At 60.9% G+C, this 25862-nt stretch carries 18 protein-coding genes and 1 riboswitch; of the genes, 5 read left to right on the top strand and 13 right to left on the bottom strand.

Annotated features, from left to right (window positions below; genetic code table 11):
* The 8 genes from CCR96_RS02155 to thiC all read right to left on the bottom strand — a co-directional run.
* Window positions 1–645: hypothetical protein (locus CCR96_RS02155; RefSeq protein WP_201215828.1), on the bottom strand; the 645-nt coding region annotated here is incomplete at its 3' end.
* A gap of 117 nt (window positions 646–762) precedes the next feature.
* The gene (locus CCR96_RS02150; protein ID WP_201215825.1) at window positions 763–2127 is read right to left on the bottom strand and encodes an HlyD family type I secretion periplasmic adaptor subunit; all 1365 of its coding nucleotides are present in this window, start codon (window positions 2125–2127) and stop codon (window positions 763–765) included.
* Complete coding sequence (locus tag CCR96_RS02145; protein WP_201215822.1) at window positions 2124–5909, bottom strand: peptidase domain-containing ABC transporter; 3786 nt, start codon at window positions 5907–5909, stop codon at window positions 2124–2126. Before CCR96_RS02145 ends, CCR96_RS02150 begins: the two co-directional genes overlap by 4 nt.
* A 117-nt stretch (window positions 5910–6026) precedes the next feature.
* On the bottom strand, window positions 6027–7751 hold the full coding sequence (locus CCR96_RS02140) for a helix-turn-helix domain-containing protein (RefSeq protein WP_201215814.1): 1725 nt from the start codon (window positions 7749–7751) through the stop codon (window positions 6027–6029).
* A complete protein-coding gene (locus CCR96_RS02135) occupies window positions 7748–9784 on the bottom strand; it encodes a TolC family protein (RefSeq protein WP_242518358.1) in 2037 nt (678 codons plus the stop codon). Before CCR96_RS02135 ends, CCR96_RS02140 begins: the two co-directional genes overlap by 4 nt.
* A gap of 259 nt (window positions 9785–10043) precedes the next feature.
* A complete protein-coding gene (typA, locus tag CCR96_RS02130) occupies window positions 10044–11855 on the bottom strand; it encodes a translational GTPase TypA (RefSeq protein WP_201215808.1) in 1812 nt (603 codons plus the stop codon).
* A gap of 205 nt (window positions 11856–12060) precedes the next feature.
* Window positions 12061–12999: a bile acid:sodium symporter family protein gene (locus CCR96_RS02125; protein WP_201215791.1), complete on the bottom strand. Its 939-nt coding sequence runs from the start codon at window positions 12997–12999 to the stop codon at window positions 12061–12063.
* Between the two features lie 101 nt (window positions 13000–13100).
* Entirely contained in the window at window positions 13101–14993 is a 1893-nt protein-coding gene (thiC, locus tag CCR96_RS02120) for a phosphomethylpyrimidine synthase ThiC (RefSeq protein ID WP_201215787.1), read from the bottom strand.
* Window positions 14994–15057: 64 nt separating this feature from the next.
* A riboswitch (TPP riboswitch) is annotated at window positions 15058–15153 on the bottom strand.
* A 139-nt stretch (window positions 15154–15292) separates the two neighbouring features.
* On the opposite strand from thiC, the gene CCR96_RS02115 reads away from it, so the two are divergent.
* Window positions 15293–15769: a hypothetical protein gene (locus CCR96_RS02115; RefSeq protein WP_201215783.1), complete on the top strand. Its 477-nt coding sequence runs from the start codon at window positions 15293–15295 to the stop codon at window positions 15767–15769.
* Window positions 15770–15965: 196 nt separating this feature from the next.
* On the opposite strand, the gene CCR96_RS02110 is transcribed toward CCR96_RS02115, so the two are convergent.
* On the bottom strand, window positions 15966–17561 hold the full coding sequence (locus CCR96_RS02110; RefSeq protein WP_242518357.1) for a mechanosensitive ion channel family protein: 1596 nt from the start codon (window positions 17559–17561) through the stop codon (window positions 15966–15968).
* 180 nt (window positions 17562–17741) lie between these two features.
* On the opposite strand from CCR96_RS02110, the gene moaA reads away from it, so the two are divergent.
* Window positions 17742–18743 (top strand): GTP 3',8-cyclase MoaA, encoded by a 1002-nt coding sequence (gene moaA, locus CCR96_RS02105; protein ID WP_201215780.1) that lies wholly within the window; start codon window positions 17742–17744, stop codon window positions 18741–18743.
* Window positions 18744–18880: 137 nt separating this feature from the next.
* Here the strand turns inward: moaA and CCR96_RS02100 are convergent, their stop codons facing one another.
* Together CCR96_RS02100 and CCR96_RS02095 are read right to left on the bottom strand one after the other, a co-directional pair.
* A complete protein-coding gene (locus CCR96_RS02100) occupies window positions 18881–19699 on the bottom strand; it encodes a mechanosensitive ion channel family protein (RefSeq protein ID WP_201215775.1) in 819 nt (272 codons plus the stop codon).
* 54 nt (window positions 19700–19753) lie between these two features.
* The gene (locus CCR96_RS02095) at window positions 19754–21223 is read right to left on the bottom strand and encodes an antitoxin (protein WP_201215760.1); all 1470 of its coding nucleotides are present in this window, start codon (window positions 21221–21223) and stop codon (window positions 19754–19756) included.
* A gap of 299 nt (window positions 21224–21522) precedes the next feature.
* Here CCR96_RS02095 and CCR96_RS02090 point away from each other — a divergent pair, with 299 nt between their 5' ends.
* Window positions 21523–22056: a DsrE family protein gene (locus CCR96_RS02090; RefSeq protein ID WP_201215755.1), complete on the top strand. Its 534-nt coding sequence runs from the start codon at window positions 21523–21525 to the stop codon at window positions 22054–22056.
* A 50-nt stretch (window positions 22057–22106) separates the two neighbouring features.
* On the opposite strand, the gene CCR96_RS02085 is transcribed toward CCR96_RS02090, so the two are convergent.
* Window positions 22107–22745 carry a MarC family protein gene (locus CCR96_RS02085; protein ID WP_201215752.1) on the bottom strand — a complete coding sequence of 213 codons (639 nt, stop codon included), beginning with the start codon at window positions 22743–22745 and terminating at the stop codon, window positions 22107–22109.
* A gap of 456 nt (window positions 22746–23201) precedes the next feature.
* Here CCR96_RS02085 and CCR96_RS02080 point away from each other — a divergent pair, with 456 nt between their 5' ends.
* Both CCR96_RS02080 and CCR96_RS02075 read left to right on the top strand, forming a co-directional pair.
* On the top strand, window positions 23202–24707 hold the full coding sequence (locus CCR96_RS02080) for a multiheme c-type cytochrome (RefSeq protein ID WP_201215748.1): 1506 nt from the start codon (window positions 23202–23204) through the stop codon (window positions 24705–24707).
* A 185-nt stretch (window positions 24708–24892) separates the two neighbouring features.
* Complete coding sequence (locus tag CCR96_RS02075) at window positions 24893–25504, top strand: tetratricopeptide repeat protein (RefSeq protein ID WP_201215744.1); 612 nt, start codon at window positions 24893–24895, stop codon at window positions 25502–25504.
* 43 nt (window positions 25505–25547) lie between these two features.
* Here the strand turns inward: CCR96_RS02075 and CCR96_RS02070 are convergent.
* The coding region (locus tag CCR96_RS02070) for a hypothetical protein (RefSeq protein ID WP_201215740.1) at window positions 25548–25862 on the bottom strand (315 nt) is incomplete at its 5' end.

Raw genomic sequence — 25862 nt, 5'->3', positions numbered from 1 at the left:
AGCTACGACCCCGCCACCGACACTCATTACATCACTGGCAACCAGGTCAGCATCGGTCCCGGCGCCCAGCCGGTGCGCAACCAACGCACCTTCGAGGTCCGTGTCGGTATCCGTGTCCGTATCGGTATCCGTGTCGGTATCCGTGTCGGTGTCCGTATCAGTATCAGAATCTACAAAATCAACCGGCTCACCAAAGTCTTCGCCAGCACCAAATGGCTCGACAACGGGAAACTCGACGGGATCCGCCTCAAAATCGGGATCGTCGGTGGGAGTGGGAAATTCAACGCCTCCCTCAGGGAGGGGTGCATCAACCGGCGGAACAGGATCCTGTTCTCCGGAAGAAGTGGTAGGGTCTTCCAACGGGGGTTCGCTGGTTCTGACCTCAACTGAGGATACCTGAGGACCGGTTCCGAGTACGCCGAGATCCTCGTCAGTGGGAATGAGGTTGTCACGGGTGCCAACGAGAACGTTTTCGTTCCCATCCCCTCCTTCCGAGCCGGGTGGGGACGTCAGTTCCTCGGGATTGTCAGGATCATAGCCGGCAACATCCTGAAGCGCTGTCAATTCGTCGAACACAACCTGTTGGTCGTTGTCGGTTGTGTTTTCTGGCGCCTCGTCAGGCTGTGTGTTGTTCGGCTCGGCCATGGATATCACCAACCCTTGTCGTTTTATTCCTCACTGCTCAAGGATAGGGCCCCGTGTCGATACCGGCTAGCTAGCCAAAGGTTATAAAACCGCGCGGAACGCGCTAGCCATCAGGCGCTAGCGTTCCCTGAAGGCACGCGATAGGCCGTCGACGACCGGCTTGGCTAGGTATCCAAGCAAGGTCTTCTTTCCAGTGATAATTTCCGCATCAACGGCCATGCCAACCCGTAGCGGATAGGCGCCGGGATTATTGCCAACATAAGGCTCATCAAGCGAGACCCAGCCCAGAAAATAGGCGCCACCATCGTCGGCGACGATGCTGGAGGCAGCAATCCGCCTGAGATTTCCCTTGGCGAAGCCATAACGAGCGTAGTCGTAAGCACTCACGCGGAGGTTGACCGGTTGGCCAGGTTCAACATAACCAATATCACGCGGCTGGATACGGACTTCCGCCTCTAGCGAAGCGCTGTCAGGAACGATTTGCATCAAGATCTCGCCCGGCTGTATCACTTGCCCAATCGTCTGAACTCTCAGATCGAGCACGTATCCGGTAATGGGTGAAACCACCTCAAGCCGATTAACCCGAGCGTCAAGTCGCTGAAGTGTCTCTTGAACCTCGGCAATTTCAGCGCGAATGTTGCCAAGCTCGTTTGCCGCATCGCGCTCGAGCTGATTACGCGTATCAATTAGTCGCATTTCCGTTTCAGCGAGCTCCTCGCTGACTAAGTCGATTTCTTCCGTCAGACGCAAGACTTCACCCTCCGCCGTCACTTGAGCTCGCCGGGTTTCTAACACCGTGGTGCGATCGACGAGCTTTCGCTGACCGAGTTTTTCGCGCATCGCAAAGAGCTCTCCGGTCAAGGCTTGATGCTCTTTGGCGGTGGTAAGGGCGTCATTAAGCTGACCGATCCGGCGCTCACGCTGATCGATCTGCCGCTCAAGAATCTCAAGCGTCGAGTCGCGAGTCGCTGTCTGGCTTAGAAAAATGGCACGTTGATCAGCAACCAGACCCGGATAGGTTTCTGCGTACTCTGAAAAGTTAGGCTGCCGGTCTTCGATGAAGGCCTGCAGACGCTCAGCTCTGAGACGCAGTGCGACGAGCCGTGCGCGCATCTGCAGTTGATCGGCTTCAGCCTGCGCGCCGTCGATGGTGAGCAGCAGATCACCCTCGTTGACCAGTTGCCGCTCTTCAACCTCGATGGAATCGACGATGCCGCCGTCGAGATGTTGCACGGTCTTGATCTTGCCTGCTGGAATGATCAAGCCTGGAGCGATAGCCACCTCGCTTAGCTGGGTCACGCCCGCCCACAACAAGAACGCCACCACCACAGCGGAGATGATGTAGAGCACCGGCCGGAAGAACTCAGGAACCAACTCCTCTTCGATCCGCACCGTTTCCGATAGCAGCCGGCGCTGCCGGCCAGACAGCTGAGCCTTCAGAGGAGGCTGATCAGCATTCGGTTGTTCTGTACCGTTCTTCATGAGCGCTTACCTGCCTTGCGACCCGCTTGCGGCGTTTGATAGGGCCCGACCGATTCGACGCGTGCATTGCGCATCGAGACAACGACATCCGCCAGCCTGAGATGCCCCGGCCGCACGGTCACGACGACCAGTGTGGCGCGCCCGCGCAACCAGTTCAGGCAGCGCATGAGCGCCGCCTCCCCCTTGTTATCCGTTCCCGTCCCAGGTTCGTCCATCAAGACGATGGGCGCCGGTTTCAGCATGACACGCGCAAGCGATAGACGCTGCCGAAACCCGCCTGGCAACTCATTGAGCCGACCACCGGAGATCCGGGTATCAAGCCCGTCCGCGAAGGTATCGGAAAGAATTCCAGCCATCCCAGCCGCCCAAATGACTTCCTCCTTGGTCGCGGCGGGATGGGCAAGCATCAGATTTTGCGCGATCGTACCGTAAAAAATGTCGCAATTTTGGGGCATATAGCTGATCCGACTGCGCAGATCCGCTGCCGTCAACTGACGGATATCGACGTCATCCAATAGAACACTGCCGGCCTGAGGCGCATACAGGCCAAGCAACAATTTCAGCAAGGTCGATTTTCCCGAACCGCTCGCGCCGGTGATGGCGACGAACTGCTTAGGCGCAATCCGAAAATTAACCCCAAGCAGAGACGGATCAACATCATTGGAATAACGGAAAGACACGCGGGACACATCAAAGGCACCAGGGCTCTCCGGCCGCAATGACTGCCTGACACCACGCGCATCTTCGGTAGTAAGGCGCATCAGAGCGTCGAGTTGTTTAACGTTCTCCTTGATGCGCGTCGCTGCATTGGCCGACACAAATAGATTCTGCATCGGGCTGGTGATCCGCCAGACTAGGATCTGCGTCGCGATCAGGGTACCGTTGGTAATCTGACCACGAATCGCCAACCACGCCGAGATCACTAAGGCGCTGAGTCCAGTTAAATTAGCGATGATCTGACCCGTCATACGGACATACTGGTTGAGACGATTCTCCTCACTTCCCGCAAACACCGATCCAGCACTTAAGTTGCGTAGGCGCTTGAACCAGATGCCCTGTGATCCGGTTTGACGAATGGCTCGCATCGACGCAAGCATTTCATCGAGAAACTCGTTTCGCGACGCCACTTGCTTGGATGATGTGCTCAATAGCAAACGACTTCTCGTGATAGCGACCCACGCCGCTAATACGAACGCTGAAACAGACACCAGCAACAAGACGCTCATCCAGGGATTGATGAGGATCAGCGCCAGCACCAAAATGGCCGTTGCCGGCAGGTCAAACGTCAGCAGCGCCAGCGGCCCGACGAAATACTCGCGCAACCGAACCAACCCTCGAATCCGTCGGACCTGTCTGGCAACCGGCACCTTATCGAGCGCTGCCGCAGGCAGCCCTAGCAACTGCTGGGTCAGGTTGATGCCAAGTAGATAATCGGCCCGCCCAGCGATGAACGCGAGCAAGCGTCCTCGTGACAGGCTCAGTATCCAGCCGAGCAAGACGGCGATGAGTGCGCCAACGACCATGCTGATGGCAACCGAAAAATCACCGACCGGGATGACGAAATCCCAGGTGGCACGCACGAATAACGGTGGCGCCAGGCTCAGCACCGTCGATAACAGGGTGACCACCAAAATGATGCGACGATGGCGCTTGAAGCGGTCGGCAATGCGACCAATCCACTGCCCGTTACCCTCGTCGCGGGCATCGTCGGCTTCCGCCACAAAGGCATAATACTCGCCACGCTGCGCCAGGGATTGAACGCTGGTCTCAACGCCCGTTGCGCCATCAAGGACTCTCAGCAGGCCGTCAGCGTCGCGGCCCAGCACTAGGCAGCTGTGCTCATCCTCGGGCAGCAACAGACAGGGCAGCAAACGGTCGTCCGGTACCCCCCGCAAGCGACCGATCGCCGCCGGCCGATAACCCAAATGAACTAGCGTTGAAAAAAAACCAGAGAGATCAATCTGTTTGTCGAAGTGTGGCAGCGCTTCCGCCAACTCGCGCAAGCGACCATGCCAGCCCAGCGCCTCAAGCAGCGGCAAGAGACAGCGCGATAGGTCGGTCTGCTCAGTGAAGCGCTGCTGCATGATCACTGCGGGATCAGAGGCAGACGCGGGCCTGAGCGCCTGCTCCTCGCGCAGCTCGGGCAATGGCAGCTCAGGCGGCGCACCTTCAACGAGGGCGCCATCGGCGAAGTGATAAATCTGATCAGCCAGCATCAAATAGGAAGGTCGGTGTGTCACCATCACAATGGTGCGCTGCTGGCGGTTGGCTTCCAGATACCGGCGCACCGTTTGGTCAGTGTCCATATCGAGGAACACATTCGCCTCATCGAACAGAATCACATCCGGCTCATGCACGAGCGCCCGCACAACACCAATCAGCTGACGGGTGCCACCAGACAGGATTTCATTGCCGAGCTCGCCCAAACGGGTCTCATAGCCAAACTTCATGCCAGCGACAAAGTGATCCAGCCCGAGTTCGCGCGCGAGCGAAAGCGCGCGAGCATTGAGCGTCTCGTCGAACATGGTGAGATTTTCGAGGATGGTTCCGGCAATCACCTGGGCCGATTGCGGCAGCAAACCGATACGCGTGTGTACCGAACTGGACGCAAACTGCGACAGCGGCTGGCCATCGACGAGCACCTCGCCGCCATCTGGCTGCTCAGCACTGCACAGCAGATTCAGCAAAGCGGTCTTTCCGGTACCGCTGTCACTCTGGATAGCGATGCAGGCGCCCTTGGGTAAGCGCAGGTTAAGATGCTCAAACAACGGCTTATCGCGATATTGAAGCCGAACATCGCGCAGTTCGAGGCCCTCGGTGATGGGCGGCAGCGAGGGTTTATTGGTGTCATCGATGATCGGCAACGCGAGCAAGGCCTCTAAGCGCTCGCTGGCTTGCTGGAAGGCGTTGATCTGAGTCCGCACACTCAGAGCGCGCCGCAATGGCCGCATCAGCCGCATCGACAGGATCAGGCAGGCGGCCAATCCGCCAGGCGTCATCACGCCTCGCATGACAAACCAGGAGCCGAAAAAGATGATGCCAACGACCATCAGTTGGGAAAAATAATGGCCAACGCGATCAACCCGGCTATCGATATCGGCGCTGAGTTCGCTGACCTCAGAGGTGGCGCGCTGCAACCGCTCGTACCGTCGCAACATCAGGTTTTCCATCATCATTGCCTTGACGGAATGAATCCCGGAAAAGACCTCGAACAAAAAGCCGGAGCGGCGATCCTCCTGCCCAACCTGGCCCGCACTCAACAAGCTGCCGTCGCGTGCGTAGCGCGCCATGATGAGGACGATGATCAGAATGATCGCCAGCGGATAGACAACCAGGACGCCACCAATCAGCCCGATCAAGATCAGGAACAGCGCGACAAAGGGCAGATCCAATAAGCCAAGCACCGCCTCCCCAGAATGAAACCGAGCAACCCGGCTCGCGTTGCGGAGCTTTTCCGCATAGGCGCTCGGCTCTTCATGCTCATAATCTCTGAGTGGAACCTGAAACAGATGCTGGGTCATCTGCATCGTCAACTGATGTTCCTGGCGTGCGCTCAACCAATTAGTAATCACGCCATTAGCGAGCCGCAGTGCCTGCTCTAGTAGAAGCGCAAGGACCAGCCCAATCGCCAAGAAGGTCAGCGTCGAGAGTGCCTGATTGAGGATGACGCGATCGAGGATCTGCAGGATGGCCAACGGCAGAGCGAGCGCCAGCAGGTTCGACAAAAAGGCGCTCACCGCAAGCCCGAGCAGCACCTGACGAAACTCAGGATTTCGCAGCAACTGCGTGATCGCCCCGACCGGCTTGTTTGGAGCCGGCTTGATTGGAGTCGACCTTTCTTGAGTCGTCTTTTCTGTCCTGTCTGTTGTCATGAGCATTGTCGTATCGATGCCTCAGCGTTAGACAAGAATCCCCGCAACCCCTTGCTGAACCAGGGCATTCGCGAAACCAACCCGGCGCCTCCCGGCCAACCCGCAGGATGCAGGCGTTGTGTCCAGATCCAGCGGTTCGTTGGCTTCCGACAACTGCAGTAAGCCGGCACCCACAGCTGCGTGCACCTGACCCTCGATCTCCTGTCGGGGCATCGCCGTCAGCGCTTGAAGGCGCTCGAACGTGCATGGCGCACGCGCCTCATTCAGCACCTGTAACAGGCGCCAATCCAATTGATAACGTTTGAGTTCACTGGCGACAGCGAGCAACACGGGAAGGCTCATGGGCTGCTGTAGATCGGCAGACCACTCCAAGGCGAACAGCGGCACGCCTTGCGTGGATTCGAGCAGCGCCTGCGCATCCGCATCATTCGGCGGTCGCGGCCGCCGGCCTGAGTCTGCGGCACCGGCCATCACGCTGGACAAGCACTGCTCCAGACCCGCGGCATCGAGTCCAGGCAGCGCAACCGCCTCAAGCGCATCGGAGAAAGACGCACGCGCGGTCAGCACGACCCCATAACCAGCGCCCCGCAAGAGCAGGACTTCAGCCAACAGCACCTCTCGGCTCGCAGGCATCAGCAGGTCCACATCGTCGATCACCAACAACCGCTGCCCCGCCTCCGCAGCCGCGCCATCAGCGCCGACCGCGGCCTTTACCGACGTCGGAGTGCCGGTATCGGCATCGTAGAGCGCGCCAGCCCGCGCCTCGGGGAACGTCCGCAAGTAATGCGCCATGCCGCCCTGGGTTCTCGCCCATGCCACGAGCGACCGGCACAGGTGGGATTTTCCGATCCCCTGACGCCCCAGCAACTGGATACAGACCCCGGACGGCCCCGCACCCGGCACTGAGGTCAACCGCTGCCACTGGGAGGGATACAACGGTTGCTCAGCCTTGAGGGTGAAATCCAAACTCAGAAGCCGCTCAACGCTCGCTAGTCTGAGTGGACTCTCGACGGCCGTTGGCTCAATGCCGTGAAAGACCTGAAGAAGACGGAGAAATTTGTCACCAAGCCCGAGTGTTCCTGGCCGGCACTGACCCAGTCGGCGACGCGTGACGGCAATCACCGGGGTTGCGACCGTATCGCCCGTCCAACGCCCACGCGCATCGATACTGATCACCGCCATCCCGCAATCGAGGGCAGCGGTGAGGACAGCCGGGTCCAACCCCCCCTGCTCCTCGAGCCGATCCCGCAGATTGCGCAGCAACAGCAATGCCCTGATCGCATCCCAAACCGAGGGTGAGCGCATCCCAAACAGCAGGATGCCACCCTGCTCACCACGCGCCAGCGGGAAGGCACGGGCATCAACGGCCACTTCTTTCAATAGGATACTGAATGCCTGCCGTGACAACGGCTCTAACGCGGGCGGGATTGCGAAGGCGAGCACAATGCAGGGGCGGCGGATCAACAGCACCTCCCCGACGCCTTCTGTATCAACGAGATCAGCAAAATCAGCCGTGGCTGAAACGGCCTCTGAGGAAGGCTCCTCGGCGAGCAGATCCTTGCCCTGAGCGACTGCCATACTGCGGTTTTGCACATTCATGCGCTTAAACAGCGCCGCGATATGCTGTTTAACCGTGCCGAGACTGATCTCAAGCTCGTTGGCGATTTCCTTATTGGCCTTACCCTTGCACAGCAAGCTCAAAATCTGTCGCTGACGTGGCGTCAGTTTGAGCTGGCGAGGCGACCCCTTCATTTCGTATTCTGATCCGGTACCCTTCCATCTCCGGCAGGCGGGTAAGGAACGGAGGGATCGGGCCAGGGAAAACGTCCGACAATGACCGCAGTGGCATCATAGGCGTCGACCGAGCAGCGCGTTTGCGCCCGTCGCAGGTTCAAACACCATGCTTCCGCCTGCTGCTTCTGCGAAAACGGCTCAACCGCAAGCCGGTACCAAGTGGCCGCCTCGTCCTCGGGGGGCAGCGTCGGGATCGGATTGAGCGCGAGCAATGCATGCCCATTGACCTGAGCAGGGAAGCGCGTCTGCAGATCGCGCCAGGTCGCCTCGACACCTTCACGGGTATGGATTCCCGACAGACTCACCAACCACGCTTGCTCATCCTGATCATCCTTAGCCCCCAGACCAGGGATTGAAAAGCCTCGCTTTTTCCGTGACGGCTTATTCCTGTACCAACCATCGCTCGGCGGCCACCGATAGGTGATCGTCAGCGGCGGCAGATCGCTCGCCAGCGCACTGGCTAGATCAAGACGCGGGCGATGGCCATCGCCCGGCAAAGGCGCGCGTAGCGGTGCTCCACCACCCAGCGCGGAGAATAAGTCGACATAGCCCTGATAGTGATCGCCATTGAAGCGATGTAAGTCGTCGAGATTGCGATGATAGGTCCTTGCCGTATCAAGCCAGGTCAAATAATCAAGCACCCCACCAAGGTAGGCCTCTTGACTGTTTGACCAAGCACGCTGCGCGGCATTGGTCGCTTCTTGCTGAAGATCTAATCGCTGTTGGGTCTGATCAATCGACGAGAGCGCACCTTCCACTTCGATACTGGCGCCATAAATCACTCTGACATAGGTTTCCAGCAGTTCCTCATAGACCGCACGCGAATAGTCGATTTCACGCTGTCGCCGCCCCGCGTCGAACACCGTTGCCGATAAATTGGCGACAAACCGCATAAAGAGGGTATGCGGCATGAAGACTTCTTCGAGAAACTCACTGCCGAAACCAAACTCGCCAGTAAGATCCAGCGGAGGCATCACACGCGCCCGCGCCACATCGATATTGGCGTCAGCCGATAGCAGCCCCGCCTCGATAGCCCTGACATCAGGCCGTTGCAAGAGCAGCGCAGCCGGCACGCCCGGCTTGACACCTGGCTTTTCCAACGACCTCAGTCCGTAGCCTGGCAAGCTGACACTGTCCGGCAACCCGCCAAGCAGCGCCACGAGCCGGTTCTTGACCCGGATCTGCTCCAAGGCAATGGCGGGCATGTCGGCCTGCACACTTTTGACCGCTGTACGCTGCTGATCGACATCGATCAGGGTCGCATCACCCGATTCCAGCCGCTCCAGCATGCCATTGAGCATGTTGTCGAGCACCTTCTCGGTCTCGACAGCCACCTGCATGCGATCGTTCAGCGTTAGATAATCGACGTAGGTTCTGACCACATCACTGGTCAGCTGCCGCATGCGCTCATCGTAATCAAAGACCGCGCGCCAAAGCTCATAGTCCGCAGCCTCAGCCAGGGACTTGAGTTCACCCCAGAGATCAACCCGCCAATCGCCGCGCAGGCCAACCTGGTAGGTTTCACCGACCTCCATGTCCTCGCCGCGCGCGCGCGCGCCGATGCCTCCATCGGGTGCTTCGAGTTCATACCGTGCCGGCGCTTGTACCTCAGGCAGGCGCCCCCCTTCAGCCTGAGAAGCCCGCGCCAGCGCCTGCATGACGCGCTGCGAAGCAATGCGAAGATCAGGATCATTGGCGATGGCGCGATCAACCAGCCGATTCAGATCCTCGTTATCGAACAACCGCCACCAAAAGGCGAGCGCTGCCTCCTCGGGATTCGGGTCCCATATCGTACGATCGCCGCGTAGCGCATTAGAGAATTGATCCGACACCGGGATCTGCGGGGTATCGTAACGCGATCTGTTGATGACGCAACCAGACAATAGCGCCAGCACAAGCACCAACAGGGTTGCCGTCAAAGCCCAACGGAGACCTCGCCAAACCCCACCGAGAGACAGGCAGACAGGGGTTATAGACAGCAATCGTCGCATCGCAAACCCACAAAAATCCTTGCCTATAGCACCTGTCTAGCGTTCACGGTCTCTCAAGCACAGTAGCCAGGACTGACCAACGCTGGTCGATCAATTCGGATCGGCCAAGGTTGACTAGTTGACTGACTCATCACGCCTGTTACCTTGAATCTCACACGACTCATATCCTGGGGTGGCACAGCGCCATGAACCGCGCCATGAACCTCAGTGTAGACCATGAACTCAAACAAAACCGCAGTCCGAACTCCAAAAGTTGCATCTACCCTCGCCCGGCCCGCTTGCGCTCATGCTCCTTCAGGAAACGCTTGCGGATACGGATCGCAGTCGGGGTGATCTCGACGAGTTCGTCGTCTTCGATAAACTCCAACGCCTGCTCCAGGCTGAAACGCACTGGCGGGGTCAGCAGGATATTCTCATCCGAGCCGGCAGCACGAATGTTGGTCAGCTGCTTGGCCTTGAGCGGATTGACGACCAAATCGTTATCGCGCGAATGGATGCCGACGATCTGCCCCTCGTAGACCTCATCACCCGGCGCCGCCAACATCCGACCGCGCTCTTGTAAATTAAACAGCGCATAGCCGAGCACCTTGCCCTGGGCATTGGAGATCATCGCGCCATTGCGGCGCTTGGCGATGCCGCCCGAGTGCGCTGGACCATAATGATCAAAGACATGGTATTTGAGCCCGGTGCCCGAGGTCAGCGACATAAACTCGGTCTGGAAGCCGATCAGCCCGCGTGAAGGCACCTCGTAATCGAGCCGCACCCGGCCCTTGCCGTCCGGCACCATATCCTTAAGTTCGGCGCGACGCTCACCGAGCGCCTGCATGATCGAGCCCTGGCTGTTCTCATCGACATCCACGGTCAGCTGCTCATAAGGCTCGCAGATCTGTCCGTCGATCTCGCGGAAGATCACCTCCGGGCGCGAGACCGCCAGCTCATAGCCCTCACGACGCATGTTCTCGAGCAGGATCGACAGGTGCAGCTCACCGCGGCCGGAGACACGGAACTTCTCTGGATCATTGCCCTCCTCCACCCGCAGCGCGACGTTGTGGATCAGCTCGCGCTCGAGCCGGTCCTTGAGCTGACGCGAGGTCAGGTACTTGCCTTCCTTGCCAGCGAATGGCGAGGTATTGACCTGGAAGGTCATCGACACCGTCGGCTCATCCACGGTTAGCGACGGCAGCGCCTCGACCGCGTTCGGATCACAGAGCGTATCGGAAACATTCGGCGCATCGATGCCGGTCAGCGCGACGATATCGCCGGCATGGGCGCTCGGCACTTCAAAGCGCTCCAAGCCCAGATAGCCATAGACCAGGCCGACTTTGGCCTTATGGGTACGGCCATCGCGCTTGATCACCATGATCTGCTGATTCGGCTTCACGACACCACGACGGATGCGCCCCACCGCGATGGCGCCAACGAAGCTCGAATAGTCCAGCGTCGAGACCTGCATCTGAAAGGGCGCGTCAGGAATCACCTCCGGCGGTGGGCAGTGCTCAACGATGGCCTCGAACAGCGGCGTCATGTCGCCCTCGTGCACATCTTCATCGAGGCCCGCATAGCCATTGATCGCCGAGGCATAGATGATCGGGAAATCCAGCTGCTCGTCGGTCGCGCCAAGCCGATCGAAGAGATCAAACACCTGATCGACCACCCAGCTCGGACGCGCGCCGGGCCGATCGATCTTGTTGACGACAACGATTGGCCGCAGCCCATGCTGGAACGCCTTACTGGTGACGAATCGCGTCTGCGGCATCGGCCCCTCCTGGGCATCGACCAACAGCAGCACCGAGTCGACCATCGACAGCACGCGCTCGACCTCACCGCCGAAATCGGCATGGCCGGGGGTGTCGACGATGTTGATGCGGTAATCGTTCCAATCGATCGCGGTGTTCTTCGACAGGATGGTGATACCGCGCTCACGCTCGAGATCGTTGGAGTCCATGACCCGCTCGACCGGGCCGAAGCGATCGCCGAGCGTGCCCGATTGGGACAGCAGCTCATCGACGAGGGTAGTTTTGCCATGATCGACGTGGGCGATGATGGCGATATTGCGCAATTGCTCGGTCACGGGACAGATAGCTCCAAGGCCAACGGCAACAGGGTGCCAATGACCAGACATCAAGGATCAATGAGAGAGGGGAACGGTGCTCGGGGGGACGCCGAGAGAAGGAGGGCACACCGCCGCCGTAAGAGCGCATTATGCACCGAAAAGGCATCAGCCGGGACGCCGTGAACAGTCTATTAGCGTCCAGTAACCAGCGCATCAGATCTCTTCATTCTCGGGTGTTTGCGCATCCCAGCGGCGGTCGCCGCGACCACCAGGCCGCCAGCAATGAGCCAGAGAGGTTATGCCAGACTGAGAATAAGGCGCCCGGCAGCGCGGCCGCGGCAGAGAAATACTGGACCGCCAAGGCCACCGCCAGCCCCGAGTTCTGCATGCCAACCTCGATCGCTAGCGTGCGCGCGGTTCGCTCGTCGCGCGTCGCCAGCCAGCCAAAGCCATAGCCCGCAGCCAGCCCGATGCCGTTGTGCAGCACCACCGCCAGCACGATCAACCAACCCATGGTCGCGAGATTGGCCTGATTCAGCCCGACGACGATGGCAATAATGGCGACAATCGCCACCACGGACAGCAGCGGAAACAACAGCTGCAAGCGCGCGAAACCCGACCAGCGCCGTCCGAACAGGCTGTTGATCAGCACCCCGAGAGCCACCGGCAAGAGCACGACCTTAACGATCGAGAACAGCATGGCGGCGACCGGCACCGGCACCCGCTCGCCAACATAGAGCCAGGTCAGCAAGGGCGTTGCGACGATGGCCAGCAGTGTCGAGACCGTGGTCAAGGTGATCGAGAGGGCCAAGTCACCACGCGCCAAATAGCAGACCAGGTTCGAGGCGGTACCGCCTGGACTCGCGCCGACCAGCACCAGCCCGGCCAGCAAGGCCGGCGGCAAGCCAAGCGCGAGGGCCACCGCCCAAGCCGCAAACGGCATCACCAGATACTGCAGCACAAGCCCCAATCCAACACGCCCCGGGCGGCGCAGCACCGCGCCGAAACTCCGCCAGGTCAAGGTCATGCCCATGCCGAACATCACGATGCCAAGCAGCGGCACGATCAGCGGTTTGCCCGCGGCAAAGAACTCCGGCTGCCAAAACGCGAGCAGCGAGAAGAGCAGCGCCCAGAGCGGAAAGAGGGTCGTGATCCATGTCATGCAGTTAAGCCCCGTCAATCGACAGCAACACCCCGTCCTTCACAATGGCTCAGCACCGCGCTGGTGGCGCCATCAAACGCCGAGCACGGAGCAGGTCGCGCTCAAACCTCACGATAGATCCGCGCCCCTTCTTCCAAGAACTCGCGCGCCTTCTCTTTCATCCCCTCCTCCAGCGCCACCTCGGCATCCTCAAGCTGGCGCGCCTTGGCATAGTCGCGCACATCCTGAGTAATCTTCATCGAGCAGAAGTGCGGGCCGCACATCGAGCAGAAGTGCGCGACCTTGTGCGATTGATGCGGCAGGGTCTGATCGTGGAATTCGCGCGCGCGATCGGGATCGAGCGAGAGGTTGAACTGGTCATCCCAGCGAAACTCAAACCGCGCCTTCGAGAGCGCATTGTCCTGGAGCTGCGCGCCAGGCAGACCCTTGGCGAGGTCCGCGCCATGGGCGGCGATCTTGTAGGTGACGATGCCTTCGCGCACGTCCTGTTTATCCGGCAAGCCGAGATGCTCTTTCGGCGTCACGTAGCAGAGCATGGCGGTGCCGTACCAGCCGATGTTGGCGGCGCCGATGCCGGAGGTGATGTGGTCATAGGCCGGTGCAATGTCAGTGATCAGCGGGCCGAGGGTGTAGAACGGCGCCTCGAAGCAGTCTTTCAGCTCCTTGGTCACGTTCTCCTCGATCATCTGCATGGGAACGTGCCCCGGCCCTTCGATCATCACCTGCACGTCCTGCTCCCAGGCAAACTTGGTCAGCTCGCCGAGGGTCTCCAATTCAGCGAACTGGGCCTTGTCATTGGCGTCGGCGAGGCTGCCTGGGCGGAGTCCATCGCCCAGGCTGAAGGCGACGTCGTAGGCCTTCATGATCTCGCAGATCTCAGTGAAATGGGTATAGAGGAAATTCTCCTGATGATGTGCCAGGCACCATTTGGCCAGGATCGAGCCGCCGCGCGAGACGATACCGGTGAGGCGATCGGCGGTCAGCGGGATGTAGCGCAGCAGCACGCCGGCATGGATGGTGAAGTAGTCGACGCCCTGCTCCGCCTGCTCAATCAAGGTGTCACGGAACAGCTCCCAGGTCAGCTCCTCGGGCTTGCCCTCGACCTTCTCCAGCGCCTGATAGATGGGCACGGTGCCGATTGGCATCGGTGCATTGCGCAAGATCCATTCGCGCGTCTCGTGGATATTCTTGCCGGTCGAGAGGTCCATCAGGGTATCGCCGCCCCAGCGTGCGGACCAGACCATCTTCTCGACCTCCTCCTCGATGCTCGAGGTGGTCGCCGAGTTGCCGATATTGGTGTTGATCTTGACCCGGAAGTTGCGGCCGATGATCATCGGCTCGAGCTCGGGATGATTGATGTTGGCCGGGATGATGGCGCGGCCGGCAGCAATCTCAGCGCGGACGAATTCGGGCGTGATCTGCTCCGGCAGCTTGGCGCCGAACGACTGGCCCGGGTGCTGGCGCAGCAGCTTCGCGTAGCGCGGATCAGCGCGCAGCTCATCAAGCCGCAGGTTCTCGCGGATGGCCACGTATTCCATCTCGGGCGTGATCAGACCCTGGCGCGCGTAGTGCATCTGACTGACGTTGCAGCCCGGCTTCGCCCGCCGCGGCGTGCGGATGTGCTCAAAGCGCAGAGAGGCCAAGGCTGGGTCCTGCTGGCGGCGACGACCGAAGCCGGAGCTGGGGCCATCGAGCAACTCGGTATCGCCGCGCTCTTCGATCCAAGCGCTGCGCACCTCCGGCAGGCCGGCCATCAGATCGATCCGCGCCGCCGGGTCCGAGTAAGGCCCGGAGGTATCATAGACATAGATCGGCGGATTCTCCTCGCGGCCGTCGCTGGTCAGGGTCGGCGTCTGCTCGACCTCACGCATCGGCACGCGCAGGTCGGGCCGAGAGCCCGTCACATAGCACTTGCGCGAGGCGGGAAACGGGCGGGTGACCTCATCGGACAAGCGGGCGGTAGTCTCGATGAAGGCTTCTGGGATAGCGCTCATAACGGCTCCTTAGGAACGATGGCGAACCAGCGTGCGAGGAACCGACACGAGCCGGCAGTTCAACCGCGGCTCGACCTGGCTTCCCTCCGCCGGTACGAACCGGATCAGGTGATTAGGGGACTCTCTCAGCCCAGGCATGCGGGCACCCCCAGCAGGACGCCGACAGACGCTATAGAAAGCGGCCAGGGATTTCAAGCGAGGAAACCCGGCGAATCCTGATGCAGCAATCTTGTGACTGCGATAGGGTTGGCTGCCTACCTCCCATCAACACATCCATCAATACATCAAGGAGCAACCCTATGAACACTCGATTGATCCTCCCCGCTTTTGCAGCGCTGTTGCTCACGCTCGGCGGTTGTGGCGACGGCGGCAACAGCGACGAAGGCATGGCTGAGCCCACGGGCGAGAGCTCAACTGAACCCGCGGGCGAAGGCAGCAGCGCGAACATGGACGCGGTCAGGGAGAAGGCACAGGCCGCCATGGATAGCGCTGCTGAGGCCGGCAGCCAAGCCATGGACGCCCTCTCTGAGGCCGCCGGCATGGCTAGGGATCAGGCCGAGATGCTGAGCGCACAGGCTGACACCGAAGCGCAGGACATGGTCGGACAGGTCAAGACCTACCTCGAGAAGAACAACCTAACCTCAGCCGAAGATCTGATGACCAAGCTCATCGAACTGAAGGACTCGCTGCCCGAGTCGGTTCGTGAGCAGATCGACGCGCTTGAAGCGAGGCTCGACAGGCTTCAGGGGCAGGAGCAGGAGCAAGGACAGGAATAACGCCGGGCGGGGCGGGGCGGGATCGAATCAGCCCCACTCAAGCTCAGCGAAGCCCATCTTAGGCGGCCCGCTCGGCGCGGCCGCCTCACCGAAGCCATGGCCGCAACCTTTGCCTTCTGCTGATCAGCAATTTTCCGCTTGCAGCGCGGGGCGGACCAATCCTGTGCGTTAGGCCCGTAGACATCGGATCCGCAGTCTAACCCCGACGCTCACTTCGATGTCCACGGAGACGCCGCTCGATCCCATCGCGGACATCGCGCAGCGACAGCCGCCGCACCGGGCGTCGGCTCGCCACCCGCGCCGCATCAGCCGCATCAAGCCGCGTTTTGACCACACTGGCCAGGTATTCACCCAGCTCCGGGCGCTTCGCAATCAGCTCACGCACCGCATCAAGGTCGATCCGGATCAGGGTCACATCGGTATTGGCGATGAACTCGAGAAAGTTCGGCTGCGTGGTGAGCATCTCCGAGATGCCAAAATGCTTGCCCGGCCCGAGCGTCTCCACCACCTTCGGCGAGCCATCCGGCAGTCGGATTGCACTGTCGACTAGGCCACCAATGATCACGTAGAAGGCATCGCTAGCCCCACCCTCGGCCAAGATCTGGTCGCCGACATCGAAATACCGATACTCGCTGCGCGCGGCCAGCTGATTCAGCTCGTCGTCATTCAGCACCCCGGCGACATCAAGACTGCGCAAGGCCAAGGCCACCGTTGGCGGCTCGGCGCGATTGGTGTGCGCACGGCGCGTGCGCATCTCGGTCACCTCGGGCGAGACCTCGATGCCTGCCTCTTGCAGACCCAGATGGATCTCGCGATAGAGCTCTTCGCGTGCTCGGAACATCGACGGATAGTTCTTCAGATGCACCCAGACCATATAGCTATAAGGCACCTTCGAGGCATCGGAAAGACGCACGACCGGATTTGGAAACTTCAGCACGCTATCGCAGCGCATCGCCGCATCCAAGAGCAGGGCGCAGGCGAAGCGCGGCGAGACCTCGGCCGGGATGCTGACGAAATACCAGGGCGCATAGAGATGGTGGTCGCTGTAATAATTCTTCAGCGACGCACTCGCCATGCGGCCATTCGGGATCACGACCGTGGCGTTATCCCAGCCCCTGAGCCGGGTTGCTCGCCAATTCAGGTCAACGACCTGGCCGACCAGCTTCTCTTCCGGCAGCTCAAGCCAATCGCCGATCCGGAACGGCCGCTCGATCCCAAGCGAGACCCCGGCGAACAGATCACCGAGGGTGCGCTGCAAGGCCAGGCCGATCACGCCCGCGGCGACACCGGTCGAGACCCAGACACCAGTAAAGGAATAGCCCTGCTGCCACATGAACAACCCGACCGCCACCAGCATCACGGTGACATAGAGCAAGGCCTCAATCAGCTTCGGGATATGCTCGTTGCGATTCTTCCGCCGCCGACGCTGCTTGGCAACGACCGTGACCACGCGACCCATCGCCCAAGCGGCGGTCAGGTAGACGAAGAAGTCGGTCCACCAGTCGACCGGATCAATCAAGCTCGGCAGCTCCAAGGCTCGCAGCGCATAGCGCAACAGCCCGCTGGTGATGATCACCCACAGCGGCAACAGGATCACATCCAGCAGTGCCGTCGTGAGCGGCAGATGCTCTGCCAGCGGCCGCTTGCCGACCACCAAGGAGCCGATCTTCCAGATGAAGGCCAGCACCAGCAAGCCGACTAACAGCTCCCAGTAGCTGTCGGTCAGACCGTCGATGAGCTGTTGCAGCGCCGTCATCGGGTCAGCATGCACGATGGCAGTTGTCGCATCCAATCCCCTTGCATCCTATCCCCTTGCATCTAATCCCCTAGTTTGCTGTTGTTGTTTGTTTGTCTTTCGACCAGACCTCGCGGAATCAGCGACAATGCTAACGAAGCCCTGGCGGGCATCCTAGCCGTTCAGCACCCTAATCATCTTTAATAGCATCACTGCTTGCCCTAAGAGCCTGACCGCATGTTCACCGAACACCCTGCCCTGATCGACCGTTTCGGCCGCCACGTGACCTATGTCCGCCTCTCGGTCACCGACCGCTGCGATCTGAGGTGTGTCTACTGCATGGCCGAGGACATGACCTTCCTGCCCCGAGCGCAGGTATTGACGCTGGAAGAGATCGCCCGACTCGGCCGCTGCTTCACCGAGCTTGGCGTCACCAAACTCCGCGTCACCGGCGGTGAGCCGCTGGTCCGGCGCGATGTGATCACGCTGTTCGAGGCACTGGGACCCTTGCCCGGCCTCAAAGACCTCACCCTCACCACCAACGGCACCCAGCTTCCACGCTTTGCCGATCGGCTCAAGGCCGCCGGTGTCACCCGTATCAATATCAGTCTGGATTCGCTGCAACCCGAGCGGTTCCGCGCCATTACCCGCAAAGGCGACCTCACGCAGGTGCTCGCCGGTATCGAAGCAGCGCGCGCGGCCGGGTTTGCGCGCATCAAACTCAACAGCGTCATCCTCAAGCATCGCAATCATGACGAGGTCGTCGACCTGGTGAGCTTCGCGCTTGAGCGCGGACTCGATATCGCCTTCATCGAAGAGATGCCCCTCGGCGAGATCGGCGAGCACGACCGGGCCGAGGCCTTCTATCCGAGCGAGCAGATTCGTGCTGACCTCGCCAAGCACATCGAGTTGATTCCGACCACTGAACAGACCGGCGGCCCCTCGCGCTACTGGCGCGTCGCCGGCTCCGAGACCCGCGTCGGTTTCATCTCACCACATAGCCACAACTTCTGTGGTAGCTGCAACCGCGTGCGTGTCACCGCTGAGGGACGACTGCTGCTCTGCCTCGGGCAAGAACACTCGATGGATCTCCGCCGCGTGCTCCGCGCCAACCCGCTCGATGATGCGGCGGTCAAGCGCGCCATCATCAAGTCCATGGCCATCAAGCCCGAAGGCCACGACTTCAATCTCGAGGCCAAGCCGGTGATCTTTCGGCACATGAATGCGACCGGCGGTTAACAGCCCATCGCAAACGCGGCTCATCCCGCACCACCAGCTGTGCTGAGCAGCCGTCCATTTTCTACTCCCTGATGCTTGCCAGACACTGGTGTTCACATCGGGAAGCCGTTGGTAGACGCCTTCTTAGCGCGCATTCGCTAGCCTGATACCCCGGCCGACTCCGGTCGCGCGGGCACGGCGGCCATTCTAAAGCCTTGGCGCAACAGCTCAGCCTTAGCGCGCAAGGTCAGATCCGTAGCAAAGCGAAATTGTTGGCGCGCGTCGATCGGATAGGCGCGCAGCCGGTAGCGGGTGCCCCATGGCTGCTCTGCGGCGACGACCGCGATCGGCTCACCGAGCGCGAGGTACGGACTGGTGAGTGCGACATCGAAGAGCAGTTCGCGAACCCGAGCGCCATCGTGGATGGGGTGCAGATAGAAGTCCGCGGTGCACTGCAATTGCGGGCTGCCATTGTTGGCGTTCGAGATCGGCTCGGTCCAGAGCTTGGCGTGTGGGATACTGACCAGGTTGTCGTCCGGCGTCACCAGATTGACCGCGCGCATGCCGACATAGGTCACCTCGCCATAGGTATCGCCGATCTGTACCCAGTCGCCATTACGATAGGGCGCTTCGCCAACCGCGACGATGCCGGCGACCAGGCTGCTGGCGTAGTCCTTGAGCGCGAAGCCGAGCGCCAATCCAAGCGAGCCAAAGATCGCGACCATGTTCTGCAACGAGGGTTCGATCAGGGTCGGCACCGCCAGTAGGAAGGCGCCGATGACGATGATCAGGCGTAACAGTGGCACCAAGGCCAGTAAGTAATGCCGGGACTTACCATGCAGCCGGTTAGCGAGCCAGGGTAGCGCCTTCTGCACCAGCAGGATCAGCGCGACAGCGCCAACCAGGATCAGCGTCAGCTCAAGCAGAGCGCCGGTATCGAGCCGACGGAAGAGCGCGTTGATCGTTTCAGTATCCATGGGTGTTGGCTCGGGTATTAGCCCAGGTATTGGCCCAGGTATTGGCTCAGCGCATTAAACAGCGTCGACTAAGAAACGGCGCCCGGCGAGAAAGCTACGCACGGCGGCATAGGCGAACACCGTCACACGCCAACAACCGTCGGGCTCAGACTGGATCACCTCCGCGGCAGCGAGCTGCAGCAGCAGCGAGTGCGTCTGGAAGCGCGCATGCGGTAACAATCCCTCAACGACCTTGGTCGGCAGCCCATCGTGAAGCAGCAGCGCGTGTAGGATCAGCGCCTCGGCCTCATCCAGACCGCTCGGCAGCTCAAGCTCGACCGCCGGAGCCACCCAGATGGTTTCGACCTTGGGCTTATCGCCGGCCTTGTCACCGCCCCTGTCGCCGGTTTCATCGCCGGCTTTGTCGCCGACTGTATCACCCGCTTTGTCGCTAGCTTTATCGACTGCCTTACCGTCTGTCTTACCGCCTGCCTTGTCAGTCGCCTTGCCGCCTGCCTCCTCGCCCGACTCCTCGCTCGCCTTGGCATCAGACTCATCATCGGCCTCGGCCTCGACGGCCTCCGGCTTGTCTGGCTCTGAGCGCAGTCGCGAGCGCCAGAGCCGCAATGCTACCCCAGGGTTGCCGCGAGATTGTGCTGCCAGATAGCGCAGCTCACTGGTGACCCCGATCTCGTCATCATCGTTCACCGCCAACAACAGCGTGCCGCTCTGTGCATGACGGAAGCGGCGCGGGCCGTGCGCAACCGGCAATCCAGTCGGCAAGCTCGTCGGCAAGCTCGTCGGCAAACCCGTCGGCAAGTTCGTCGGCGAACCAGCCGCCAGCTCGGCCGACCCTCCAGCCGCCAGCTGGCCGAGCCAGTTCGCCAGCCGTTCGCCATCGAGCGCCTGTAGCGTCAAGGCGCGCACAGCCTGCGTCGGCACCACATAGCGCAGATAGGCCCAAGCCCAGCTGTCGCAGCCGACCAGGCCGAAACCGAGCTTGCCACTGAGCAGGCGATCGAACAGCGCGCGCACCAAGCCGAGCCCAGCCGGATGGCGTAGCCAGCAGCGCTCGAGCCGTGGCAACACCCATGGGGTGTCATCAGTCGGCAAATCCGCGAGCCAACCCGAATTATCGCCGGCGACGATCGCATAGCTCGGGCTCGAGATGCAGGCGACAGCTTGCTGCGCCGCCCAGGTTTCGAGCAGGTCGGCATAGCCGGCAGCAGGCGGGCTGATGATGAACCAAGCCGGATCGAGCTTGGAGCGTTGCTCAAGGGCCTCTTGCAACAATTGCGCGGCGGGGCGCCAATCGATCGGGCTGGTGATCGCGTCCAGACGCTCGGGCTCGAGTCTGTGCAGCTCGTCCTCGCTCTTCACCGGCCCCTGCCGGGCTGGCTGGCGGCGGCCGAACAGCCGCTTCAGCGACGACAGCCCGCGCCGTGCACTGGTCGCGGTCGGCGCCGAGGGCAACCGATAATCGGACAGCGCAACCAGCTCCCATATTAGACCTGGCTGCTCTGTCTCAGAATCGCTAGAAGCCATGGCTCAATCTGAACCTCGTGATCTCAGCCTCGTGATCTCAGCATTGGCCTCCTGATGACAGCTGTTCGCGTCTCTTCGAAGCCGGCGACGGCACGGTCGAAAACCGAGCAGCCTGTCCTATAATGCGAGTGGTCGACCACCGTAAGGCACGCGCCGCGAGCAAGACAGGACAGCCGCGACGAACGCTGCCCAGGTTGCACCATGCGCGATCATAAGCCTCGGCGCGGGCGCGATCATAACCCTCGGCGCGGCTTTGCTCCCCTTCCCCCAATGACAACAACCATCAGAGGTCTACTGCGATGTCCCTCCCCTTCAACTTTCGCCTCCAGGCCGGGGCGCTCTGCCTCGCCGCCTGCTATCTCGTCGGTGCCAGCACCCTCACGCTCGCAGCCGATGCGCCTGACACCAAGCCCGACGACAGCCGGGCGCTCGCCAACGTCGAGACCGGCAAGATCGCCTGGGACATCAACGTAGGCAACCCGGAAAAGCTGAGCCTTTACCTTAAGGTCATGGACGAGACCTATGAGGATCTCAAGCGCCAAGGCGTCGAACCTGAGATGGTGTTCACCTTCCGCGGGCCATCGCTGCAGCTGATATCCACCCATCACGCCGAGATCCCCTTGGATCAAGAACGCCACTACGAGGCCGTCGCCGAGCTGATCAAGACCCTGCAGGCAAAGCCGAATGTGCACATGGAGGCCTGCTCAGTCGCCGCCCGGCTCTTCAAGATCGACCCCGGCACGCTGCTTCCAGGTATCGACTTTGTCGGCAACACCTTCGTCTCCCAGATTGGCTATCAGTCTAAGGGCTACGCGATGATCCCGATCTTATAAGGCGATGGCCCGCAGTGCATGGAGCCCTTCATGCACTGCTCAAACTCGGGCTACAGCGGCGGCAGCCCCAGCCACTCCTGAAAGGCGCCAAGTATCATATTGGCAGCGATCGCGCTGAGTATGACGCCCATCACACGCCGCAACACATTGGCACCACCCTGGCCAATCACCTGCATGATCGGACTGGCTGCCAACAGGATGAGCAAGAACAGCAACAAAGTCGATCCAAGCACAGCCGTGGTGATCAGCTGATCGATCACAGCGTGCTCACGATTATCAGTCAGCAAAACCACGGTCAACATCGCCCCTGGCCCTGCGATCGACGGGATCGCAAGTGGATACACGGCCAATGAGTTGATACTGCTGCTGGAATCTGTATGGGACGCCGCCGAAGGCCCGGTACCGGGCGCATGGGCGCCAAGGCTCATCTCGATCCCATACAGAAGCAGCAACAAGCCTCCAGCGACCTGAAAGGCCCGCAGCGGAATGCCCATTTGGATCAGCAATAGCTCGCCGACAACGACAAAAAACACCAGCACGGCGAAGGCGTACAGGATCGCGAGCGCCGCAGCTTTGCGGCGTTGACCAGCCTCGAGACCCGCGGTCACCGCGAGAAACACCGCCAGCATCCCGAACGGCTCCAGCACCACAAACAGGGTGACGAATTCAAAGACCAGTTTTTCCGTCATCGCTTATCCGCTCATCCGCTTATCCGCTTATCGAACAGACTCAAGCTGATCGCGCAACCGCTGGCCCGACCATGCGAGGCTGCATCAAAGAGGATTCGAGCGGCGTTTGCAACCAGTCACGCGCTGCTGCGAAACGTCGAGACCTGACCCGGTCGGCCCATCGATGCTGCTCAAGCACGGTTGGTTATCGCGCCGATCATTGATATCCGTCAATTTACCGGGGTTCTGAACCGGCCCACTGGCCATTCATGAGACGGATCAAGGTTTACAAGCCCCTGCTCGCACAGCATGACCTCAGAGACCAACGCTGACGACAGCCTCACCTCGCTGAGGATGCCGCCCAGCACGGGCCTCGAACCGCCGCCCACTCCAGCGCCAGAACCTGCGAGGGGCGCGCCATCCAGCTGCTCATGACCGCCAGTCATGATCGCCAGACAAGATCGAGGAGAGTGCACCATGTCGAGAACACGCTCAGGCCCGCGCGCCGGCCTGTTCGGCTACCTGCTAGTCGCCGTCTTTGGCCTACTCGTCGCCGCCAACGCCCAAGCCATCCGCCCCGCTGGCCAGCCCGGTGTCGACTGGGGTGATCCCAAAGGTCAAGAATGTGTCGACTGCCACATGGGCGAGAATCCGGGCCTGTACTGGGAGTGGAACCATAGCCAGCACGGCCAGAACGGCGTCACCTGCCTCGACTGCCACCAAGCCGAAGAAGGGGATGTCGACGCCTGGCGCCACGAGGAAACCTACGTCTCGATCGTCGTCACGCCCAAGGACTGCTCCAAGTGCCACGAGAAGGAATTCGAGGAGATGGACGGCTCGCATCACGCCAAGGCCGGTCAGATACTCGGCTCGCTCGACAACCTGCTCGGCGAGGTGGTCGGCGGCCCGGCCGCAGTCAACGCCGGCTGCAAGCAATGCCATGGCGGTGAGCTCGAATTCATCACCGAGGGCAAAGACAAAGGTCGCCCGCTGGCCGGCAGTTGGCCCAACACCGGCATCGGCCGCATCAATCCCGACGGCAGTCTCGGCTCCTGCACCGCCTGCCACGGCCGCCACCGCTTCAGCAAGGCCCAGGCGCGCACGCCGGATACCTGCGGCAAGTGCCATGTCGGCCCCGACCATCCGCAGATCGAGGTCTACAACGAGTCCAAGCACGGCATCATCTACCGCGCCAAGGTCGACGAGATGAATCTCGAGTCGGACAAGTGGGTCGCCGGCATCGACTACAGCGCCGCTCCCACCTGCTCGACCTGCCACATGAGTGCATCGCCGCACGAGGCCTCGACCCATAACGTCGGCGAGCGCATCTCCTGGACCCTGCGGCCGCCGATCTCGACCAAAATCAACCTGGTCAAGCTCGAGAATGGCGAGGAATTCGACGTACCCGAGGGCCAACCGATCCCCGCCGTTGGCGACGCCGCTAAAGACTCCACCGTGGTCGAGGTGCTGACCTGGAAGGATCGTCGCGGCAAGATGGAAGACATCTGCTACGCCTGTCACGAGAAGAGCGTCATCGACGGCCACTACGAGCAGTTCGACAACGTGGTCTATCTCTACAACGACAAGTTCGCCAAACCGATCGCCGCCGCCATGGCCGACCTGAAGGAGAAGGGCTACATCACCCCGGCCCCGTTCGATGACAAGATCGAATGGACCTGGTGGGAGATCTGGCATCACGAGGGCCGTCGCGCGCGGCATGGCGCCTCGATGAGCGGCCCCGACTACACCTGGTGGCACGGCATGTACGAGGTCGCCCAGCACACCTACTTCAAGTGGATTCCAGAACTGAAGGACGTGGTGATCAAGAAAGACGGCAACGATGAATACGCCGTCGCGTTACTGGAAGAGCACTTCAAGCCAATCGAGGGTCACGACTGGTACTTCAATGGCATGAACAAGGAGCAGTTGGAGACCGTGCGCAAGGGCTTTGAGGCGCGTTACGGCAAGGGGGCGCTGAAGTAGCCACCCTCCAGCCGCTGCTGGCCCTCAGGGATCACAGGCTCAGAGGCCAGCACTGACAGCGGCCAGCACCTGCTGGCCGAAACCGATACGCTCCCCTGCGCTTGATCGCTTGACCACTGGGTCGGCGCAGTAGAGCGACTCACCGTCCAAGACAGCCGCTCCAAAGACTGCCCTCAAATAACGCCATGCACAACGCACTGCGACTGATCACTACCGGTACCGTCCTCACGCTGGCCATCGCCTTGGCTACGGAACAAGGCATCGCTGAATTGACCCCAGCGAGCGCAGCAAGCTCAACCAGACCAACCAGCCCAACCAGCATAGTAAGCCCTGACGGCCCGGTCGCCAGTCCAGGCAGCTCCGCCAGTCCAGGCAGCTCCGCCAGTCCAGGCAGCTCCGCCAGTCCTGCTAGCCCCGCCAACCCAGCCAACAGCGTTAGCGCCCTGATCAAGCAGGCCGAAGCACAGCTCGAGCGCGGCGAAACCCAGACCGCCATCGCCACCCTGAACCAGGCGATCGCCGCCGACCCCTCTTCAAGCCTCGCCTACACCCGTCTCGGCGGCGCCTACCTGCTCAGCCAGGACTACAGCAGCGCCATCGATCAATTCCAACGAGCCATCAGCAGCGACAATCAGAACGCCGGCGCCTTCATCGGCCTCGGCATGGCCTACTTGCATCTGAAACAGGCCGGTCCCGCCAAGGCCGCCCTCACCGAAGCCAAGCGCCTCAAGCCCAGCCAGAGCGCCGACATCGACGCCCTCCTCGCCCGCATCGAGCAAACGGCGTCGGCACCCTAATGCACATGGCGCGGCGCCACCTCGGAAAAGGATCGCGTGAGATTCAGGTTATGCCGAGTCCCGCCAGATAGATATCCGGCACTTTGAAACGCTCCACCTGATCTTCCGTTCCTTCATAAACGGACAGCACACCCACCTCGCGTGCAAGCTTGACCAACTCACCTAAATCGCCGATGTCCCGCGCATTCACGGGCGACGAGCGCAGCGCGCGCAAGCGCTCGAATAACCTCTCTAGCAGCCTGTCGGACTTAACGAACAGAATCGCCTTCTGATCCCCTTCAGGGTCGAAAAATGACGCTATTTTGGCAAAAAACGCTGTTTTTCTCGGTATTTTCCTTATGCTAGGCGCAGCACGGCC

Source organism: Halochromatium roseum (assembly GCF_016653315.1).
Lineage (GTDB): Bacteria > Pseudomonadota > Gammaproteobacteria > Chromatiales > Chromatiaceae > Lamprobacter > Lamprobacter roseus.
The sequence above is the reverse complement of the archived record's forward strand: the minus strand, read 5'-3'. Positions and strand labels throughout refer to the sequence as shown.

Bases quoted from the DNA above. Each gene is read 5' to 3' on its own strand.
- CCR96_RS02150 (WP_201215825.1), bottom strand. From the start codon at position 2,127: ATGAAGAACGGTACAGAACAACCGAATGCTGATCAGCCTCCTCTGAAG.
- CCR96_RS02140 (WP_201215814.1), bottom strand. From the start codon at position 7,751: ATGAAGGGGTCGCCTCGCCAGCTCAAACTGACGCCACGTCAGCGACAG.
- CCR96_RS02135 (WP_242518358.1), bottom strand. From the start codon at position 9,784: ATGCGACGATTGCTGTCTATAACCCCTGTCTGCCTGTCTCTCGGTGGG.
- CCR96_RS02125 (WP_201215791.1), bottom strand. From the start codon at position 12,999: ATGACATGGATCACGACCCTCTTTCCGCTCTGGGCGCTGCTCTTCTCG.
- thiC (WP_201215787.1), bottom strand. From the start codon at position 14,993: ATGAGCGCTATCCCAGAAGCCTTCATCGAGACTACCGCCCGCTTGTCC.
- CCR96_RS02115 (WP_201215783.1), top strand. From the start codon at position 15,293: ATGAACACTCGATTGATCCTCCCCGCTTTTGCAGCGCTGTTGCTCACG.
- moaA (WP_201215780.1), top strand. From the start codon at position 17,742: ATGTTCACCGAACACCCTGCCCTGATCGACCGTTTCGGCCGCCACGTG.
- CCR96_RS02100 (WP_201215775.1), bottom strand. From the start codon at position 19,699: ATGGATACTGAAACGATCAACGCGCTCTTCCGTCGGCTCGATACCGGC.
- CCR96_RS02095 (WP_201215760.1), bottom strand. From the start codon at position 21,223: ATGGCTTCTAGCGATTCTGAGACAGAGCAGCCAGGTCTAATATGGGAG.
- CCR96_RS02090 (WP_201215755.1), top strand. From the start codon at position 21,523: ATGTCCCTCCCCTTCAACTTTCGCCTCCAGGCCGGGGCGCTCTGCCTC.
- CCR96_RS02085 (WP_201215752.1), bottom strand. From the start codon at position 22,745: ATGACGGAAAAACTGGTCTTTGAATTCGTCACCCTGTTTGTGGTGCTG.
- CCR96_RS02080 (WP_201215748.1), top strand. From the start codon at position 23,202: ATGTCGAGAACACGCTCAGGCCCGCGCGCCGGCCTGTTCGGCTACCTG.
- CCR96_RS02075 (WP_201215744.1), top strand. From the start codon at position 24,893: ATGCACAACGCACTGCGACTGATCACTACCGGTACCGTCCTCACGCTG.